At 61.2% G+C, this 16,722-nt stretch carries 17 protein-coding genes; 13 read left to right on the top strand and 4 right to left on the bottom strand.

Going from position 1 to position 16,722, the window contains the following annotated elements:
- Nucleotides 1-25 precede the first annotated feature (25 nt).
- The 3 genes from ACZYGA_RS07330 to ACZYGA_RS07320 all read left to right on the top strand — a co-directional run bounded on the left by ACZYGA_RS07330 (nt 26) and on the right by ACZYGA_RS07320 (nt 3,536).
- A complete protein-coding gene (locus ACZYGA_RS07330; RefSeq protein ID WP_077376386.1) occupies nt 26-856 on the top strand; it encodes an ATP-dependent zinc protease family protein in 831 nt (276 codons plus the stop codon).
- A 99-nt stretch (nt 857-955) separates the two neighbouring features.
- Nucleotides 956-2,518, top strand: coding sequence for an inactive transglutaminase family protein (locus tag ACZYGA_RS07325; RefSeq protein WP_077376389.1), 1,563 nt, complete (start codon nt 956-958; stop codon nt 2,516-2,518).
- Nucleotide 2,519: 1 nt separating this feature from the next.
- The gene (locus ACZYGA_RS07320; protein ID WP_240499519.1) at nt 2,520-3,536 is read left to right on the top strand and encodes an alpha-L-glutamate ligase-like protein; all 1,017 of its coding nucleotides are present in this window, start codon (nt 2,520-2,522) and stop codon (nt 3,534-3,536) included.
- A gap of 74 nt (nt 3,537-3,610) precedes the next feature.
- Here the strand turns inward: ACZYGA_RS07320 and ACZYGA_RS07315 are convergent, their stop codons facing one another.
- The gene (locus ACZYGA_RS07315; protein WP_479398712.1) at nt 3,611-4,267 is read right to left on the bottom strand and encodes a DUF1826 domain-containing protein; all 657 of its coding nucleotides are present in this window, start codon (nt 4,265-4,267) and stop codon (nt 3,611-3,613) included.
- Between the two features lie 344 nt (nt 4,268-4,611).
- Between ACZYGA_RS07315 and ACZYGA_RS07310 the strand changes: the two genes are divergently transcribed.
- From ACZYGA_RS07310 to ACZYGA_RS07270, 9 genes are all read left to right on the top strand, one after another.
- Nucleotides 4,612-5,079: a Fur family transcriptional regulator gene (locus ACZYGA_RS07310; protein ID WP_136937809.1), complete on the top strand. Its 468-nt coding sequence runs from the start codon at nt 4,612-4,614 to the stop codon at nt 5,077-5,079.
- A 117-nt stretch (nt 5,080-5,196) separates the two neighbouring features.
- Nucleotides 5,197-6,534, top strand: a complete 1,338-nt coding sequence (locus ACZYGA_RS07305; RefSeq protein WP_077376398.1) for a dihydroorotase — start codon at nt 5,197-5,199, stop codon at nt 6,532-6,534.
- Between the two features lie 77 nt (nt 6,535-6,611).
- The gene (locus ACZYGA_RS07300) at nt 6,612-7,634 is read left to right on the top strand and encodes a metal ABC transporter solute-binding protein, Zn/Mn family (RefSeq protein ID WP_479398710.1); all 1,023 of its coding nucleotides are present in this window, start codon (nt 6,612-6,614) and stop codon (nt 7,632-7,634) included.
- Between the two features lie 112 nt (nt 7,635-7,746).
- Nucleotides 7,747-8,577, top strand: coding sequence for a metal ABC transporter ATP-binding protein (locus ACZYGA_RS07295; RefSeq protein ID WP_404625555.1), 831 nt, complete (start codon nt 7,747-7,749; stop codon nt 8,575-8,577).
- Between the two features lie 78 nt (nt 8,578-8,655).
- Nucleotides 8,656-9,480, top strand: coding sequence for a metal ABC transporter permease (locus tag ACZYGA_RS07290; RefSeq protein ID WP_404625553.1), 825 nt, complete (start codon nt 8,656-8,658; stop codon nt 9,478-9,480).
- A 123-nt stretch (nt 9,481-9,603) separates the two neighbouring features.
- Nucleotides 9,604-10,050: a phosphoribosyl-AMP cyclohydrolase gene (gene hisI, locus ACZYGA_RS07285; protein ID WP_371861076.1), complete on the top strand. Its 447-nt coding sequence runs from the start codon at nt 9,604-9,606 to the stop codon at nt 10,048-10,050.
- A 67-nt stretch (nt 10,051-10,117) separates the two neighbouring features.
- Nucleotides 10,118-10,393, top strand: a complete 276-nt coding sequence (gene yidD / locus ACZYGA_RS07280; protein ID WP_217622036.1) for a membrane protein insertion efficiency factor YidD — start codon at nt 10,118-10,120, stop codon at nt 10,391-10,393.
- 112 nt (nt 10,394-10,505) lie between these two features.
- Nucleotides 10,506-10,907, top strand: coding sequence for an MbcA/ParS/Xre antitoxin family protein (locus tag ACZYGA_RS07275; RefSeq protein ID WP_176503301.1), 402 nt, complete (start codon nt 10,506-10,508; stop codon nt 10,905-10,907).
- A complete protein-coding gene (locus ACZYGA_RS07270; protein WP_479398709.1) occupies nt 10,904-11,614 on the top strand; it encodes an RES family NAD+ phosphorylase in 711 nt (236 codons plus the stop codon). The genes ACZYGA_RS07275 and ACZYGA_RS07270 overlap by 4 nt, the downstream gene beginning before the upstream one ends.
- 170 nt (nt 11,615-11,784) lie before the next feature.
- Here the strand turns inward: ACZYGA_RS07270 and ACZYGA_RS07265 are convergent, their stop codons facing one another.
- Together ACZYGA_RS07265 and ACZYGA_RS07260 are read right to left on the bottom strand one after the other, a co-directional pair.
- On the bottom strand, nt 11,785-12,216 hold the full coding sequence (locus ACZYGA_RS07265; RefSeq protein WP_479398708.1) for a SufE family protein: 432 nt from the start codon (nt 12,214-12,216) through the stop codon (nt 11,785-11,787).
- 112 nt (nt 12,217-12,328) lie between these two features.
- On the bottom strand, nt 12,329-13,597 hold the full coding sequence (locus ACZYGA_RS07260) for a tyrosine-type recombinase/integrase (protein WP_479398706.1): 1,269 nt from the start codon (nt 13,595-13,597) through the stop codon (nt 12,329-12,331).
- 328 nt (nt 13,598-13,925) lie between these two features.
- On the opposite strand from ACZYGA_RS07260, the gene ACZYGA_RS07255 reads away from it, so the two are divergent.
- A complete protein-coding gene (locus ACZYGA_RS07255) occupies nt 13,926-14,891 on the top strand; it encodes a DNA-binding protein (protein WP_084208682.1) in 966 nt (321 codons plus the stop codon).
- Between the two features lie 143 nt (nt 14,892-15,034).
- Here the strand turns inward: ACZYGA_RS07255 and ACZYGA_RS07250 are convergent, their stop codons facing one another.
- Nucleotides 15,035-16,435 (bottom strand): PhoH family protein, encoded by a 1,401-nt coding sequence (locus ACZYGA_RS07250; RefSeq protein ID WP_077376418.1) that lies wholly within the window; start codon nt 16,433-16,435, stop codon nt 15,035-15,037.
- Nucleotides 16,436-16,722 lie beyond the last annotated feature (287 nt).

The raw sequence follows: 16,722 nt of genomic DNA, 5'->3' as shown, positions 1-16,722 counted from the left end.
AGGCTGAACAGGAACCCTCTTTATCATGCTGATCCGCAAGCTGCTGCTGCCCGTGTCATTGTCCAGCGTCATCGTCATGGCAGGTTGTGTTCCGGCGCAACCTCAGCCCCCCAAGCCGGTCTTGACCCCGGAGGCCTTCTCGCAACGCATCGATGCCCTGGAGAGCCAGATCGCCGGGCAATGCGACGTCCAGCAACAACAGCTTGTCGAGCAGCGCGAACTGAACCGCTCATTGCGCCGCGACATGCGGGAAGTCGGCAGCCAACTGCGCCGCATGCATGCCGAAATGGAACAGCCGGCAGCTCCGCAGGTGGTTCAGGCCTGCAAGACCGCCTCTGAAAACCCGATCATGGACAAGACGCTGCTCGGACGTGTCGAGTGGGTCGGCTTTCCGGACATCGGCAGCTATTTCAAGGCGCGCATCGATACCGGCGCGAACACGTCCTCATTGTCGGCGCGTGACATCACCGAGTTCGAACGTGATGGCGACAAGTGGGTCAAGTTCAAGCTGGCGCTTCGCGAGGATGCCAAATACTTCGTTCCCGAGGTGCGCGACAAGTGGGTAGAAGCCAAGGTCAGCCGTACCGTGACCATCGTGCAGGCGTCAGGCCGGGAAGATCGTCCTGTGGTCAGCATGTTGATGACGCTTGGCGACATCAAGCAGCGTGTCGAATTCACCCTGAATGATCGTCGTGATCTGACGTACCCGGTGCTGTTGGGCCGTCGTTTCATGATGGATATCGCAGCCGTCGATGTCAGCCGCACCTTCATCAATCCGCGTCCGGAATTCCCGGGCAGCGCTCCCAGCACCGCCGCTGCCAAGGATCAGGACCCGAATGAAGGAAATCGCGACTGACCCTCGCCCTCACCTGACGTTCACGGATCTCGAACATCTCCACTGACAGGGTCTGGCCGGGTGCCAGACCCTGTGACTGCATAATACTCAAGGACTCCCATGTCGCGTTTCTCCTTTTACCTGCTGGTCGGCCTGCTGATGCTGATTGGCGTGGGCCTGACCGCCTACCGCCATATTTCCTTCGATGTGCCCTGGGTGCCGGGTGCACAACAGAAAGTCTGGGATATCGAGGCCCAGGTCGCCTTCACGGCAACGGGCGGTCCGGTCAAGGCGTCGCTGGCGCTTCCGGAAAATCAGAAAGGCTATAGCGTCCTGACCGAGAACACGGCCTCCTCCGGCTTCGGGTTGTCGTATCTGGATGATCTGCCGGGCCGTCGTGCTGAATGGTCGATCCGTGAGGCCGCTGGCTCCCAGCTGCTGTATTACACCGTGACCATGCTGGAGTCCGACAATGCGACGCCTGCTGCCATCAAGCGCCTGCCGGCGCCTCAGGAAGTGTCCTGGGAACGTCCCTATGATACGGCTGCCGCTCAGGTGATCGAGCAGGCGCGCACCCGCAGCGCCGACTCCTTCACCTTCGCCCGTGAATTGATCAAGCAGTTCGACAATCAGCGTCAGGGTGAGAACGCGCGTCTGCTGCTGACCCAGTTCCAGCGTCCGGTGCTGATGCTGCGTCTGCTCAATGAAGCGGGCGTGAGCGCACGTCTGGTCAGTGGCTTGAGCCTGGAAGACGGACGCCGTCGCCAGAACGTGAGCTCCTGGCTGCAGGTCTTCGCCGAGACACCTGACAGCAATCAGGCTGTCGAGATCGACTCCCCCGAGGGTGAGAAGCTCAACACTGACTGGGTGCTTATCAACCCCGAGACCGGCAAGCAAGGTGAGCCTGACAACCTGCTGCTGTGGGAAGGCCGCGGTGCCCCGATGCTGGAAGTGGAAGGTGGCGTCAATTCCCGCGTCAGCTTCTCGATGATTCGCCACAACGAACCGGCCGCCGTCGCGGTTCGCAACAAGCTGGCCAATGACGAGCTGCTCAACTTCTCGATCCACTCGCTGCCGCTGGAAGAGCAGGCCCTGTTCAAGACCATTCTGCTGATCCCGATCGGCGCACTGGTCGTCGTGCTGCTGCGGGTGCTCGTGGGCCTGAAGACTTCCGGTACCTTCATGCCGGTATTGATCGCCCTCGCCTTCATCCAGACCAGCCTGATCACCGGCTTGATCGGTTTCCTGCTCATCGTCGCCACCGGGCTCGTGATCCGCAGCTACCTTTCGCGGCTCAACCTGTTGCTTGTCGCCAGGGTCTCGGTGGTGATCATCACGGTGATCGCGATCATCTCGATCTTCTCGGTACTCGCCTATCGCTTCGGACTCAATGCCGGCCTGACCATCACTTTCTTCCCGATGATCATCCTGTCCTGGACCGTCGAGCGCATGTCGATCCTCTGGGAAGAGGAAGGCCCCAAGGAAGTCCTCAAGCAAGGTGGCGGTAGCCTTCTGACCGCCGTGCTGGCCTATCTGGCAATGAACAATCCGTGGGTGCGCCACCTGACCTTCAACTTCCTGGGTCTGCAGCTCGTGCTGATGGCCTTCATCCTGCTGCTGGGCAATTACACCGGCTATCGTCTGCTGGAATTGCGTCGCTTCAAGCCGCTGACGGAGGATTGAGATGCTCGCGTCATGGATGAATCGCTGGTCGCGCAACTGGACCACACCGGGCGCCCTGCGCGCCCGGGGGGTTGTCGGCATGAATCGCCGCAACATCGGCTATATCTCGAAGTACAACGACCGTCGCCTCTACCCGCTGGTGGATGACAAGCTGCAGACCAAGCTGCTGTGTCAGAAGTACGGTCTGGCCTCGCCGGAGATGATCGGCAAGGTCGCCAGCCAGTTCGAGGTCGAGCGGGTCGTCGACATGGTGCGCGATCACGCAGGTTTCGTGATCAAGCCGGCCAAGGGCTCTGGCGGCAAGGGGATCCTCGTCATCGAGCACCATGATGGCGAAGAGTATGTGAAGCCCAGCGGCGCGCGCATCACGCGTGCCGACATGGAGCGCCACGTCTCCAACATCCTGTCAGGACTTTATTCGCTGGGCGGATCACCGGATGTGGCGCTGGTCGAAGGCTTGATTTCCTTCGATCAGGCCTTCGCCGAGTTCACCTATGAAGGCGTTCCCGACATTCGGGTCATCGTCTTCAAGGGCTATCCCGTGATGGCGATGATGCGCCTGTCGACGGCAGCCTCGGATGGCAAGGCCAACCTCCACCAGGGGGCGGTCGGTGTCGGGCTGGATATCGGGTCAGGCTGGGCCGTGCGCGGCGTGCAGTACGATCGCCCGCAGTTCGCCCACCCCGATACAGGACATGACATCTTCTCGCTCAAGGTGCCCCAGTGGGACACCCTGCTCGAACTGGCCTCGGGGTGTTACGAGATGACGGGACTGGGCTATCTGGGCACGGACATGGTGCTTGACCGGCGCCATGGCCCGATGCTGCTCGAGCTCAATGCCCGACCGGGCCTCGCCATCCAGATGGCCAATGGCGAAGGACTGCGCAAGCGTCTCGAGCTGATCGAGCGTCAACCCGATGGCGTGCCTGTCGCGGAACGGGTAGCCTTCGCCCGAAAGCACTTCGCGCGCAGCAAGGAAGACGTGGCCAACGTCGGAATGGCCCCCATTCCTGAATGATGGCGTGACCGCAGAGAACAACGCCCCGTGACACGCGAGTGTCACGGGGCGTTTGCGTTCGCGGGACGAGACCCTCAACCGGGGTCCATGCTCAGCATCAGGCGGCTACCGGTCGGCACGACTGGCGAGCGATGGATCAGACCATGCCCCTCATTGCCGGGCCAGCATTCTCCCTTGAGCAAGGCCAGGCTCCCCGGGCGCAGCTCCCGGATCTGTTCCGGGTCCCGACAGATGTCCCGGTGTCCGACAACGCCATGCCCCAGAGCCAGGCGATCGGCGGCCTGCTCCGGCAACCATTGCGTTCCGGGGCCCTCATAGGTCGTCACCAACCGGGCCGGAATGCGATCCACATGAAAGCGTGGGCACATGGCGCTCTGGGTCATTTCCAGCCGCATGCCGATATCCTGCACGTCGAACAGCTCGCCGATGGCCTCTCCCAGCACATAGATATCCTCTATCAGCGCAGCCCCGGCATCCGGTGCGGGTAGGTAGCGCTCCAGCGCCTCACGCAGGTCATTGATAGGCCCGCGCCAGCGCATGCGCAGCGGGTAGGCACCCGAGGACTGAGCCTTGACCGCCATTTTCAATGCCGCATCGATGCGGCGCTGCATCACGGCCAGCGTCACCTCCGGGCGAAAGATCTCCCCGAGATCCAGCGCCTGCTCGCCGATGTGCCAGTGTGGTGTTGCCGAATCTTTCGAACCGCTCGCCGTGACAGCTGACTGGGTCAACCTGCCGCCCTTCGCAGGCCGGTAAGCCGATGGTGTGTCATGAGAAGTGATCGGAGTGATCGGGGTGATCGAGTGCATGGTAAGCGCCTCGGTGGGTAGGCAAGAGGGAAATCACGCTCGTTATTGTTATGTTATAACATGCCTTTGCTGTGCAGTGACAACACTCTACCTTGCCGCTATCTGACAAGCCTGAGTCTGCATATGGCCCGAGACCGCCCAAATGCCCTAGAATAAGAGTCTGTTCATTGAGGTAACACGCTGATCTGATTCACTCTCAACGTGTCACTGGCCTCTCGTCATCCCGGATTCTCGATCCTCAGAATTCCCGACACCCAGGATTCTTCATGCCCGAGCAACTTTCGCTGATCGACCAGGCTGAACGCCAATGCCTGAAGCGTGGCGTGCGTTTCACCCCGATCCGGCGACGTGTGCTGGAATTGATCGCCAACAGTCATGGCGCACTCAAGGCATACGACCTTTTGGATCAGCTTGCCAAGGAACACGGTGCCGCCCGCCCGCCTACGATCTATCGCGCGCTGGATTTCCTGATCGAACAAGGCCTCGTCCATCGCATCGAATCGCTCAATGCCTTCCTTGCCTGCCACTGTCCCGAGCATCAGCACGGTTTCCAGCTGTTGATCTGCCGTGGTTGCGGGAGAGTCGAGGAGATGCACGACGATGATCTTGGCACTCGCCTTCTCGCCAGTGCAGATCGCCATGGTTTCTCGATCGAACGCCAGACTGTCGAACTTGAGGGGCGTTGCCAGAAATGCGCCTCTCAGGTCGCTGACATGGTAGAAACCGCTCAGTGAAGGGCGTTGCCAGAAATGCGCCTCTCAGGTCGCTGACATGGTAGAAACCGCTCAGTGAATGGCGCTTGCGAGCGCTTTTGATACGATATAACATTTGCTTCCCACGGAGGACGTCACATGCTGGACATCCGCATTTCGCAGGCACAGGTCGTCAATGAAGGCACCATTTCCACTCTGGATGTGGGCATCAAGGACGGGCGTATCCATGCCATCGGCAGTGATCTCTCACATCTGGACGCGCGTGAAGTGATCGATGCTGCCGGCCGCCATCTGCTGCCGGGCATGATTGATGATCAGGTGCATTTCCGTGAGCCCGGCCTGACCGCCAAGGGCAATATCGCCACCGAGTCGGCCGCCGCCGTCGCCGGGGGCATCACGACCTTCTTCGACATGCCCAACGTCAAGCCGGCCACCCTGGACAGCGATGCGCTGGAAGCCAAGTTCGCCGTCGCGGCGGGTCGTGCGCATGCCAACCACGCCTTCTATCTGGGTGCCAGCAACGACAACCTGGAAGCGATCAAGACGCTGGATCCGAATCAGACCTGCGGCATCAAGATCTTCATGGGTGCCTCGACCGGCAACATGCTGGTAGATGATCCGGAGATTCTCGAAGGTATCTTCAAGCATGCTCCGACGCCCATCGTCACGCATTGCGAAGACACTCCGATGATTCTGGAGAACGAGGCGCGCTGGCGTGAGCGTTTCGGGGAAGACGTGCCCTTCTCCGAGCACGGTCTGATCCGCTCTCGCGAGGCCTGCATCAAGAGCTCACGCCTGGCGATCGACCTGGCCACTCGCAACGGCACCCAGCTGCATGTCCTGCACCTGACCACCGCTGAAGAGATGGCGCTGTTCAAGCCGGGCCCGATGGCTGGCAAGCAGATCACCGCCGAGGTCTGCGCGCATCACCTGTGGTTCAGCGATGCCGATTACGACACGCGTGGCAGCCTGATCAAGTGCAACCCGGCCGTGAAGACCGCCGAAGACCGTGCCGCCCTGCGTGCCGCCGTGATGGATGGTCGCATCGACATCATTGCCACTGACCACGCGCCGCATACCTGGGAAGAGAAGCAGAACCCCTACTTCAAGGCGCCTTCCGGTCTGCCGCTGGTGCAGCATGCCCTGCTGTCACTGCTGGATCAGGTTCAGGACGGCATCTATGACCTGGAAACCCTGGTGCAGAAGACCAGCCACAACGTCGCGGATCGCTTCTCCATCGTCGATCGCGGCTATATCCGTGAAGGTGCGTTCGCGGATCTCGTGCTGGTCGACCTGAATGGCGAGACCAGCGTCACCCGTGACAACGTGCTCTACAAGTGTGGCTGGAGCCCCTTCGATGGCGTGACCTTCAAGGCACGCATCGATGCGACCTTCGTCAATGGCGTGAAAGCCTATGACGGCAAGACCGTCAACCCGGTGGCCAACGGCCAGCGTCTCTCGTTCAACCGCGGCTGATGGCGGTCCTGGCGTGTCGATCTTCGGCACGCCTTGCCCGCATCATGCCGTGATCACTATCAGAAGGAAGTGGTGTCATGAGTATGCATGCGGGCTCTCCCCTGGCCTCTCGCCAAGTGTTCTGCGAAAAGCTGCTGTCCCGGATCCAGCGCACGCTGGGTTCGCGGGCTGCGCGTAGCCTGCCGTTGAGCGTGCTGGGTGCGCTTGCCATTCTGGCGGCCCCCAACGCGCAAGCCGAAGACAGTGCGCCACTGCATGTCGCCGTCAGCGTGCCGCCTATCGAGTGGATGGTCGATCAGCTGGCCGGGGATCATGTCGAGATCACGACGCTGGTCAAACCGGGCAACAGCCCGCACACCTATGATCCGACCCCTCGCCAGGTGGCCGAGTTGTCGACGGTTCCCCTCTATCTCGCCATCGGCGTACCCTTCGAGCAGGTCTGGTTGCCGCGTCTCGAGAAGAACAATGCCGAGATGCAGGTCGTGCATCTGGAAGAGGGTCTCAACACGCGCCATTTCGGCAGTGAAGACGCTCATCATCATGATCACGGCTCAGGCCATGACGAGCACGCGGGCCATGATGAGCATGAAGACCTCGGCGAAGCCGACCCTCATCTCTGGCTGGATCCGCAGCGAATGCAGACCGTCGTCGAGCGCACTGCCAAGGTATTGGAAGCCCAGCTGCCTGAACATGCCGGTGAAATCGATGCCAATGAGCAGCGGCTGCTCAAGACCCTGAATACGCTGGACACGCAGATCGCGCAGGCGCTGGCACCTTACAAGGGTCGCAACTTCCTGATCTTCCACCCCAGCTTCGGCTACTTCGCGGATCGCTACTCACTCGCGCAGCATGCCATTGAAGTCAGTGGTCGTGAGCCTACACCACGCGAGATGGCCACTCTGGTCACACGTGCCAAGGATGAGAACATCGGCACCATCTTCGTCTCGGGACAATTCTCCCAGACGGCCGCCAAGCGCATCGCCAGCTCGCTGGATGCCGAAGTCGCCGTGCTGGACCCGTTGGCCGAGGACTATCTCGAGAATCTCAAGCGTGCCACCGAAGCACTGAAAGCAGGCTTCGAGCGGACCGACAGTCAGTAATTTCTGGCCAGGTATTGCGCATGCGGCATGATCTTGCACAATGCTCTGCCCCATAAAAAAGTCAGACGGGCGCTCACGCGCCCGTCTGCGTTGCAAAGAGGTACCTCTCGTCATGGCCAGCCCCATCTCCGGCGCGCGCCGGCGCCCGGACAGCCATCCGGATGCACCAGCCACCGGGCGCAGTGTCGGTCCGGTATTTCGCCCGGTACCGGCGGATGCGCCGGATGCCATCGATATTCGCGGCGTGACCTTTCGCTATGGTGAGCAGGTCATTCTCGACGATGTCGACTTCCAGGTCGGCGCCCGCGAGATCGTGGGGCTGATCGGCCCCAATGGAGGCGGCAAGAGCACCTTGCTCAAGCTGGTGCTTGGCCTTCACAAGCCGGCAGCTGGGTGTGTCCGCGTGCTGGGGCGCACTCCCCAATCTGCCGCACGCCATATCGGCTATGTGCCACAGTTCGCCAATTTCGTGAAGCGCTTTCCGATCCGCGTGGAAGACGTCGTGCTGATGGGACGCCAGGGACGCAAGCGTCAATGGGGCCCCTGGCCACGCGCGGATCGTGAGGCGATCGGTGCGGTGCTGGAGGAAGTCGGTATCGGTCATCTGCGCCGTCGGCATATCGATGCCCTCTCCGGCGGTCAGCTGCAGCGTGTCCTGATAGCCCGGGCACTGGCGGCCGAGCCGCAATTGCTGTTGCTGGATGAGCCCACCGCGAGCGTCGACAGCGATGGTGAGCGTTCATTGTTCGAGCTGTTCAATCGGCTGGCCAATCGCATGAGCGTGGTGGTGATCAGTCATGATCTCGGCTTCATCAGTGATTATGTCGATCGGGTGGCCTGTCTCAACCGCAAGATGATCGTCCATGACACCGAGACGCTGACCGCCGAATCGATCGAGCGGCTCTACGGCGAACACGTCCAGATGATTCATCACCATCATTGATACGGCGGCCCGTGACAGGCTGCCTGGCGGGTTTCATTTCTTTCACGGCGCCTGCCCCGCGCTCTAGGCTTACAACACATGAATTTCATCACCGCCCTGGGCAGCCAGGACTTTCTTCAGAACGCCCTCTTCGCCGGCCTGTTGGCAAGCCTCGCGGCGGGCCTGGTCGGCCCCTATGTCGTGGTACGCCGCATCGGCTATCTGGCAGGCGGCATCGCCCACACGGTGCTTGCCGGCATGGGGATCGCCTACTTCATGGGGGCCAGCCCGCTCGTCGGTGCGTTCATCAGTGCCATCCTCGCGGCATTGCTGATCGGCTATATCAGCCTCAAGGGGTTTGATCAGGAAGACACCGTCATCGGTGCGCTGTGGGCCATCGGCATGGCCACCGGCATCCTCTTCATCAGTCAGACACCGGGCTACAAGGTCGATCTGATGAGCTATCTGTTCGGAAATCTGCTGCTGGTGCCCGCAGACGCCATCGGCACCCTGGCCTGGATGGTGAGTGGGCTGGCACTGGTGCTGCTGGTCGTGCACCGTCCTCTGACGGCCGTGATCTTCGATGAAGAGTTCGCTCGCCTGCGAGGAGTGCCGGTCAAGACGCTCTATCTGCTGTTGCTGGTACTGGTCGCCATCACCGTGGTGCTGTTGCTACAGGCCGTCGGGCTGATCATGGTGCTGGCATTGCTGTCACTGCCAGCCGCGCTGGCCGGCCATCATGCGCGCTCACTGGGCATGATGATCGTGATCGCGAGTCTGGCGGCCATGGCCTTCACCACCGGTGGTCTGGCGCTTTCCTGGCAGTTCGATCTGCCTGCCGGTGCCACCATCGTACTGGTGGCGGGGATCGCCTATCTGGTCTCGCTGATCTGGCGTAGCGCCCGTGGCGGTCTGCGCCGCTGAGTCGCGGCTTGTTACACTGAGACTTCTTGAGATCTGGCCTCCGAACCGAAACGCTGCAACCTGCGCAGTGAACGTCGCGACGGGGCCAGTCTTCGATACAGCTTCTGCAAGGATATGGATTCAATGGCACAGGATGGACTGCTCAAGTCGCTGGAAAATGCACAGGTCGGCGAGAAGGTCGCGCTGGAGACCCTGATGGCTGCCCTGCCGTGGAATGGCGACGGGTTGATTCCTGCCATCGCCCAGCAGCATGACAGCGGTGAGATACTGATGATGGCGTGGATGAATGCCGAGGCATTGCGCGAGACGCTGACCACGGGACGCGTGTGCTACTTCTCGCGCTCGCGCAGCAAGCTGTGGCGCAAGGGCGAAAGCTCCGGTCAGCAGCAGCATCTGGTCAGCACCCACCTTGACTGCGACGGTGACACCCTGCTGGTCAAGGTCGATCAGACCGGCCCTGCCTGCCATACCGGACGCAAGAGCTGCTTCTACTGGCGCCTTGACGCCGAAGGCGCAGAGATCACCGATGCACCGATCATTGATCCCGACACGCTGTATGGCAACGCCTGAGTCAGGTCAACGAGACCCCGATCCCCGCCCTGCTCGCGGCTCGCTGTCGCGCGCGGTGACGGCTGGCATGACGCGCCTGCTCACCGGCCTGCTGCGCGGCTATCAGCTGGTGCTCAGCCCGCTGCTGGGGCCGCGTTGTCGCTTCTATCCCAGCTGCTCCAGTTATGGCCTCGAGGCCATCAAGGTGCATGGGCCGCTCAAGGGGTGCTGGCTGACAGTCAGACGCCTGTCACGCTGTCATCCCCTCGGTGGCCCCGGAGGAGTGGACCCCGTGCCGCCACGCAAGGAGCCATCGTCAGACTGCTGCGCGGGCAATGACCGCGACTCAGGCCCCACGCCCTGATGGTGTCGCACGCTCCTGCGAGCTGATTTACGCATGTGAAGTGAAGTCGTGATATACTTCACATGTGAAAGGCGTCATGTGCGATGCCATCGTCAGTCAGCAGGAGAGCGCCATGTCCACCGCAACCGCCATCGATCGTGTGTCCCCGACCAGCCCCAGCGCGGGTCGCGTTGCCCTCAAGTCTTTCTTCAACATCATGGAGAAATGGCAATGCAGCGCTGCCGATCAACGCGTGCTGCTCGGCGGCATCGGCACCACCACCTATCACAAGTACCGCAAGCTGCCGGAAGTCCGCCTGCCCAATGACACCCTGGAGCGTATCTCCTACGTGATGGGGATTCACAAGGCGTTGCGCATCCTGTTCAGCAACACGCCTGAAATGGCCCATGAATGGGTGCGCCGCCCCAATCGTGCCGCTCCCTTCAATGGACAGAGCGCGCTCGACTACATGCTGGCTGGGCAGGTGGTGTCACTGGCCGACACCCGTCGTTATCTCGACGGAGTGCGTGGATGAGCATGAGCGCCCTGCCCCAACCTGCCCTGACACTGCCGGACTGGCAGAACGCCTGGCGCGTCATCTCCAGCGCCTTCCCGCCCATCTCGGTGTTCGAGGATATTCTCGAGCCTGATGAGCTGGAGATGGCGTTTGCCATCGAGGCGCTGACCAATGATCGTCTGCGCGAGGAGGCCGGCGAGCTGAACCGTGTCGCACCCGAGGATCGCATCAGCGGGCCGGGCTCCACACCGGTGATGGCGGCCTTCACTCACATCGGCCGCGCATCACGTTTCACCGATGGCAGCTTCGGTGTCTACTACTGCGCCAGTAGCCTGGACACCGCCATCAGCGAAACCCGCTTTCATATGGCACGCTTTCTGGCCGATACCGCGCAACCCAGCCAGGAAATGACGATGCGCAGTTACGTCAATCGCGTGACGCAACCCTTGCACGACATTCGCCAGGGATACGCCGAGCTATGCCAGCCGGACACGGCCAGCTACCCTGCCAGTCAGGCCTTTGCCGCCAGGTTGCGAGAGACTGACAGCTTTGGCCTGCTCTACCCCAGCGTGCGCCACGCTCAGGTGGATGCAAGCGCCGAGTGCGCTGCCATTCTGCGTCCGCCGGCGGTCAGCATCCCCATTCAGGGGCCGCACCTGCGCTATGTCTGGGATGGTCAGCATCAGGCCATGACCCATGTGCTGGAAGTGCGCGAGCATCGCTGAGAGTGTGAAAACGCCCTGCTGAACGACCTGAGAAAGCCCTGAGAAATTCTTGATAAAAGCCCAAAAAAGACGCCCGCCATTCCGCTCGAAATATCGAGACTGGAATGGCGGGCGTCTTGCGTTACTCGTGTCGGCCCAGACCTGAAGCATCTGCCCCCAGACGACAGGCCTCAGGCGTTGGCGTGCAGCTCGGCCACGCCGTAGATACGCTTGAGCATGGCATGCAGGCCATTGGAGCGTGTCGGCGAAAGGTGCTTGTCGAGGCCAAGCTCAGCGAGGAAGGTCGGCTGAGTGGCGACGATTTCCTGCGGTGTCCGGTCGTTGTAGATGCGCAGCACCACGGCGATCAGGCCTGCCACGATGGCCGCATCCGAGGTGGCCTGGAAGTGCAGACGCTGCTTGCTGCCTTCACCACGTACGTCAGGATGAATCCAGACGTTGGACTGGCAGCCGTCGATCTTGGTCTCAGGCCCCTTCAACTCTTCCGGGTACTCCGGCAGCGCCTTGCCCATGTCGATGATGTACTGATAGCGGTCCATCCAATTGTCGAAGAAGCTGAATTCCTCGACCAGTTCCGCCTGCGCTTGTTGCGCGTCGCTCATGCTGACTCCCGATGATGTCACTGAAGAGTGTCTGAAAATATGCTGTCGGCCATGATAACGCCTGACTCCGACGGACGCACGGGAGGCGTGAAGCCTGGCGCCATGCCAGCAGTCACGCCTCCTCCTCAGGGGTAGCCGTCGTCGTCGCCAGCGAGTGCCTTGCCATCTGCTGCTGCCACTCGCCGTCTTCGGCATGCAGGTAGCGAGAGGTGGTATCCAGCCGTGAGTGTCTGGCGGAGCGAGACAGGAAACGCAGCTCTACCCCGGCCTGTGCCTGGTGGGTAATGGCGGTGTGACGCAGCCAGTGCGGGCTTGCCTGGTCGAGCGTGCGTGCCATCAACTCGCTGGCGTCGCCGGGGTGCTCCGTTCGCTGGCGCATGTCGTGGGCGGCCTGGGTAAACATCTGCTTGATCAACCGGTAGAGCTGATTGTCGCCGAGAGGGGTCGTGCCATCCAACCGCGCGAGCAGAGGCAGTGACTCATCAGCGGGCAGTGCCTGTGGCAAGTCACTCAGTCCACGCAGGCGTCGCCAGCGCACCAGGGCCTCGAGCATCGGGGGCGGCAGCGGAATCTCGGCCAGCTTGGCACCCTTGCCTATCACTCGCCACCACCACTGGCCTTCCCGCTTGATGATATCCCCCATTCTGGCGGCGGCCATCTCGGCGATACGCGGCGCCATCAGGTAGGCAAACGCGAACAGAAACCGCTGGCGCTCCGCGATGAATCGCTCCCGCGACACCTCGTGCTCGAGGGAGGCACTGCCGGCTGTCGGTACGTGACAACGCACCTCATCACAGCGCGCCTCGATACGCCCCCACAACCAATCCCATAGCGGACGCTCCAGATAGCGCTCGATGCGCAGCGTGCGATTGTCCATGCGCCGCTTGTCGCGCATCAGCCGGAAAGGATTGCGCGCCAGATAGCCGGCCTCGATCAACCAGGCATAAAGCCCCTGCAGGATCACCAGACTCTGGCGGCGGCTGGCCGGAGCCAGCGGCCCGCGAAAGGGTCGCCACTCGGGGTGCCTGCGGGCACGCACACTGCCAATCCAGACCTCCGCTGGCTGAGGATTGGCCAGAAAGGCCTCGAAGTGCTCGAGCCGCTCACGATCCAGACTTGCCAGGGCGGCGTCTCTCCCCTGCTCACCTTCCGCCCTGAGCCACAGAAGCAGACGCTCTGCTTCCTTGCGATAGGCGCGCAGGGTCTGCGGGCTGTGGCGATATTCATTGAGCCACGCCGCCACGGCTTCAATGTCCGTCTGTGCCTTGATGAGTGCAGCGTCGCCACTCTGCGTGACGGCTGCAGTGCTGGTGGTATTGGCCAGCTCGCCCTCAAGGCGCCCGATCAACGCGGTCATGCCACCGTGTGCGCCCTTCTCCACTGTCTCGACTCCTGTCGCGTTGCCTGGGGGCTGATTGTGACGTTACGCCCATGATAATTCAAGATAAGGCGCGTAATCATGAATTACTACCATCAAGGGTAACGTAAATTACGTATTACGTAATACGTAATTATCTTTATTCCAAGCAGACGAGTCGCTACAATGACGCTAAGCGGCCAGAAGTCTGCCTAAAGGGGAGCCCGCGAGAGCACAGGGAAGATTTCTTGTGCATATCACGCAGAATCCTGACCAATGGAGTGGTAGTGAACGTCACTTCGTGGCGTAATGGCCGCTGAGCATCAACTTCAGAATACGGACGGAGATTCCCATGGCGCGCATTGGCGTCCAGTACGAGGATGTACAACGAGCGATAGAATCCTTGATGGCACGTGGTGAAGCGCCCAGCGTGCAGAAGATTCGGGAAGTGCTGGGGACCGGCAGCTTCACCACCATCAGCGATCATCTGCGCGAATGGCGCCAACGTCGCGCCGAGAAACGTGATGAGCCTCTGACCCAGGCGATGCCGGATAGTCTGACGGAGACACTGGCCACGGTATGGAGTGAAGCCCAGTCTCTGGCCAACGAGAGCCTGGCGCACTATCGGCAGGAAGCTGACCGCCAGGCCGAGGCAGCCCGTGAGGCCGAGGCACAGTCACAGCGGCGCGCAGAGGATGCAGAGCAGCGGCTCAGTGCACTCACGGAGCAACTGGCGGGAGTACAGGCGCGTCTCGAGGAGCGCGTGCAGACACTGGCGACCTTGACCAGTGAGCGCGAACAATGGCAGCAATTGCAGGAGAAGCTCGAGAAGCGCCTGACGCTTGCCCAGGAAGATGTCACCGCACTCGAGCGGACACGCGAGCATGACCATGAGCGCCATCAGCAGCTGGTGCAGCAACAGGAAAGCGAATTCAAGGAGCGCCTGGCGCAGGAAGAGTCTCGTCACGAGGCCAGTGAGACGCGCCTGATGAAGCTGCTCGATGATGCGCGCCTGGAGAAGCAGGAGCTGGACAAGCAGCATCGCCGCCGCCACGAGCAGCTCGAGAAGCGCGTGGAACGTCTGGATGCCCAGACGGCGGAGCAGCGGAAGTTGCTTCAGGAAGAGGAACGTCGTCGCTTCGAGGAAACCACGCTACGACAGCAGCGCGATGTGGAGCTCAAGGATCTGCGCTCTCAGCTGGAGCAGTCCATGGCGGAACAATCTCGTCTGGAGGCACAGCTGAGCCAGATCACGCATGAAAACAAGTTGCTCAAGGAGCGCCTGGCCTTCGCGCCGCTTCCTCCCTTTGTGTGTTGATGTTCCTGCAACGTCTGCTGAGGTTGCTGCAACACTCACACCAATGAAAGACGCCACCCTCAAGGGTGGCGTTTCGTTTGGAGGATCGCGCGTTCCCGCACCTCAGGACTTACGTCATACCATGCTCACCGCTGTCGAGAAATCTACAGCAGTTCTTCCGCCACCAGTGCCAGACGCGAACGCTCGACACACTTGAGCGTGACGTGACCGGCATGCGGCCAATTGGCGAAGCGTTGCACTGCCACCGCGAGACCACAGGTATTGGCCGTCAGATAGGGCGTATCGATCTGCCCGACATTGCCCAGCAGCACGACCTTGGTGTTGGCACCAGCCCGGGTCAACAGCCCTTTCAATTGTTTCGGTGTCAGGTTCTGGGCTTCATCGATGATCAGGAAGGTATCGCTGAGGGTTCGCCCACGCATGAAGGACGGCGAGCGTATCTGGACACGGTTGCCAATCCAGGCACGGGTGGCCTCCTCGTTCCACGCGCTGGTGCCTTCGCCTTCCTTGCGCAGCAGATTGTCCATGTTGTCGTGGAAGGCGCCCATCCACGGCGACATCTTCTCTTCCTCGGTCCCGGGGAGAAAGCCGATCTCTTCCCCCATGGCGATCGGCGCGCGCGTGAAGATGATACGTTCGAAGCGTTTCTTCTCCAGAGTCTGCTCAAATGCCGCCGCCAGGGTCATGTAGGTCTTGCCTGTCCCGGCACTCCCGGCAATCGAGACCATGTCGACGCTCTCATCCATCAACAGATTGAGCGCGAAATTCTGGCGACTGTCATGGGCATTGACGCCCCAGGCGCTACGCTCGTTGCGGAAATCCTGCAATACCTCAAGGCAGGCGTGATCATTGTCCAGCTCGCGCACGATGGCCTCGAAGCTGGCACCACGATCACAATCCGCGATCAACATTCCCGGATACCAGTCCTTGGGCATCTGGCCGGCGAGGGTGTAGAAGGTGCGATGATTCTCGCGACTGACGGTGACATCCACCTGCAGATCATCCCACACGCCCTGACCGTCAGGCCCAGCCTCGTGATAAAGCTTCACGCCCTCGATCATGGCATCGCTGTCACTGAAGGCGCGATCCGTCAGATAGTCCTCGACGGCCATGCCCAGTGCCGCTGCCTTGATGCGCAGATTGATGTCCTTGGTCACCAGGATGACGGATGCATCCTGACTGCGCGCCGCGAGACTGCGTGTCTCGGCAAGAATGCGGTTGTCGGCGCTTGCCTCGCTCTGATCGATGCTGCCGGAGAGAAAATGAAGATTGCCGGCGCCATTCAACGAGCCCGGCAGTGGAATACCGCGCAGAATCTCCTGTGGTGTGATGTCGGCGGTGAGATCAGACAGGGTGCGACTGATCTGGCGAGCAGTGTGGGCAATTTCCTTGTGGCCATTCTTGTGCTTGTCCAGCTCCTCCAGCACCGTCATCGGAATGACGACATCGTGCTCGTCAAACTGGAAGATGGCGGAGGGGTCGTGTATCAGCACGTTGGTATCGAGGACGTACAGACGACGGGACTGCTTCTCGACTCTTACCATTGGCGACATGCCTTCCGTTGGGGTGTGCCCTTTGAAGCTATCACGCTGAATATGTCGAGGATGTTTCAATTTGGCGCTCGATTTCACGCACAGGGTGCTGACAGGTCACGCAACGCAGGCGCATAATCTGTCCCCGGCTCTGCTGGCCGCACTCTCATCTGCTGTTCGTCACGGCCATGTTGCCGGCCTTCCTGCCGAGCATCTCGTGCAGCCATAAGCACGCAGCCACTGGACTCTCTGCACTTTTCATTTGCCAGATTTCATTTGCCAGACATCCCCTGCCGCAG

The sequence above is a fragment of the Cobetia sp. BL01 genome (genome assembly GCF_056493605.1).
The sequence above is the reverse complement of the archived record's forward strand: the minus strand, read 5'-3'. Positions and strand labels throughout refer to the sequence as shown.

What these genes read in the sequence shown, in the direction of transcription:
- ACZYGA_RS07330 (WP_077376386.1), top strand. Translation starts at nt 26, where the DNA reads ATGCTGATCCGCAAGCTGCTGCTGCCCGTGTCATTGTCCAGCGTCATC.
- ACZYGA_RS07325 (WP_077376389.1), top strand. Translation starts at nt 956, where the DNA reads ATGTCGCGTTTCTCCTTTTACCTGCTGGTCGGCCTGCTGATGCTGATT.
- ACZYGA_RS07320 (WP_240499519.1), top strand. Translation starts at nt 2,520, where the DNA reads ATGCTCGCGTCATGGATGAATCGCTGGTCGCGCAACTGGACCACACCG.
- ACZYGA_RS07310 (WP_136937809.1), top strand. Translation starts at nt 4,612, where the DNA reads ATGCCCGAGCAACTTTCGCTGATCGACCAGGCTGAACGCCAATGCCTG.
- ACZYGA_RS07305 (WP_077376398.1), top strand. Translation starts at nt 5,197, where the DNA reads ATGCTGGACATCCGCATTTCGCAGGCACAGGTCGTCAATGAAGGCACC.
- ACZYGA_RS07300 (WP_479398710.1), top strand. Translation starts at nt 6,612, where the DNA reads ATGAGTATGCATGCGGGCTCTCCCCTGGCCTCTCGCCAAGTGTTCTGC.
- ACZYGA_RS07295 (WP_404625555.1), top strand. Translation starts at nt 7,747, where the DNA reads ATGGCCAGCCCCATCTCCGGCGCGCGCCGGCGCCCGGACAGCCATCCG.
- ACZYGA_RS07290 (WP_404625553.1), top strand. Translation starts at nt 8,656, where the DNA reads ATGAATTTCATCACCGCCCTGGGCAGCCAGGACTTTCTTCAGAACGCC.
- hisI (WP_371861076.1), top strand. Translation starts at nt 9,604, where the DNA reads ATGGCACAGGATGGACTGCTCAAGTCGCTGGAAAATGCACAGGTCGGC.
- yidD (WP_217622036.1), top strand. Translation starts at nt 10,118, where the DNA reads ATGACGCGCCTGCTCACCGGCCTGCTGCGCGGCTATCAGCTGGTGCTC.
- ACZYGA_RS07275 (WP_176503301.1), top strand. Translation starts at nt 10,506, where the DNA reads ATGTCCACCGCAACCGCCATCGATCGTGTGTCCCCGACCAGCCCCAGC.
- ACZYGA_RS07270 (WP_479398709.1), top strand. Translation starts at nt 10,904, where the DNA reads ATGAGCATGAGCGCCCTGCCCCAACCTGCCCTGACACTGCCGGACTGG.
- ACZYGA_RS07265 (WP_479398708.1), bottom strand. Translation starts at nt 12,216, where the DNA reads ATGAGCGACGCGCAACAAGCGCAGGCGGAACTGGTCGAGGAATTCAGC.
- ACZYGA_RS07255 (WP_084208682.1), top strand. Translation starts at nt 13,926, where the DNA reads ATGGCGCGCATTGGCGTCCAGTACGAGGATGTACAACGAGCGATAGAA.
- ACZYGA_RS07250 (WP_077376418.1), bottom strand. Translation starts at nt 16,435, where the DNA reads ATGGTAAGAGTCGAGAAGCAGTCCCGTCGTCTGTACGTCCTCGATACC.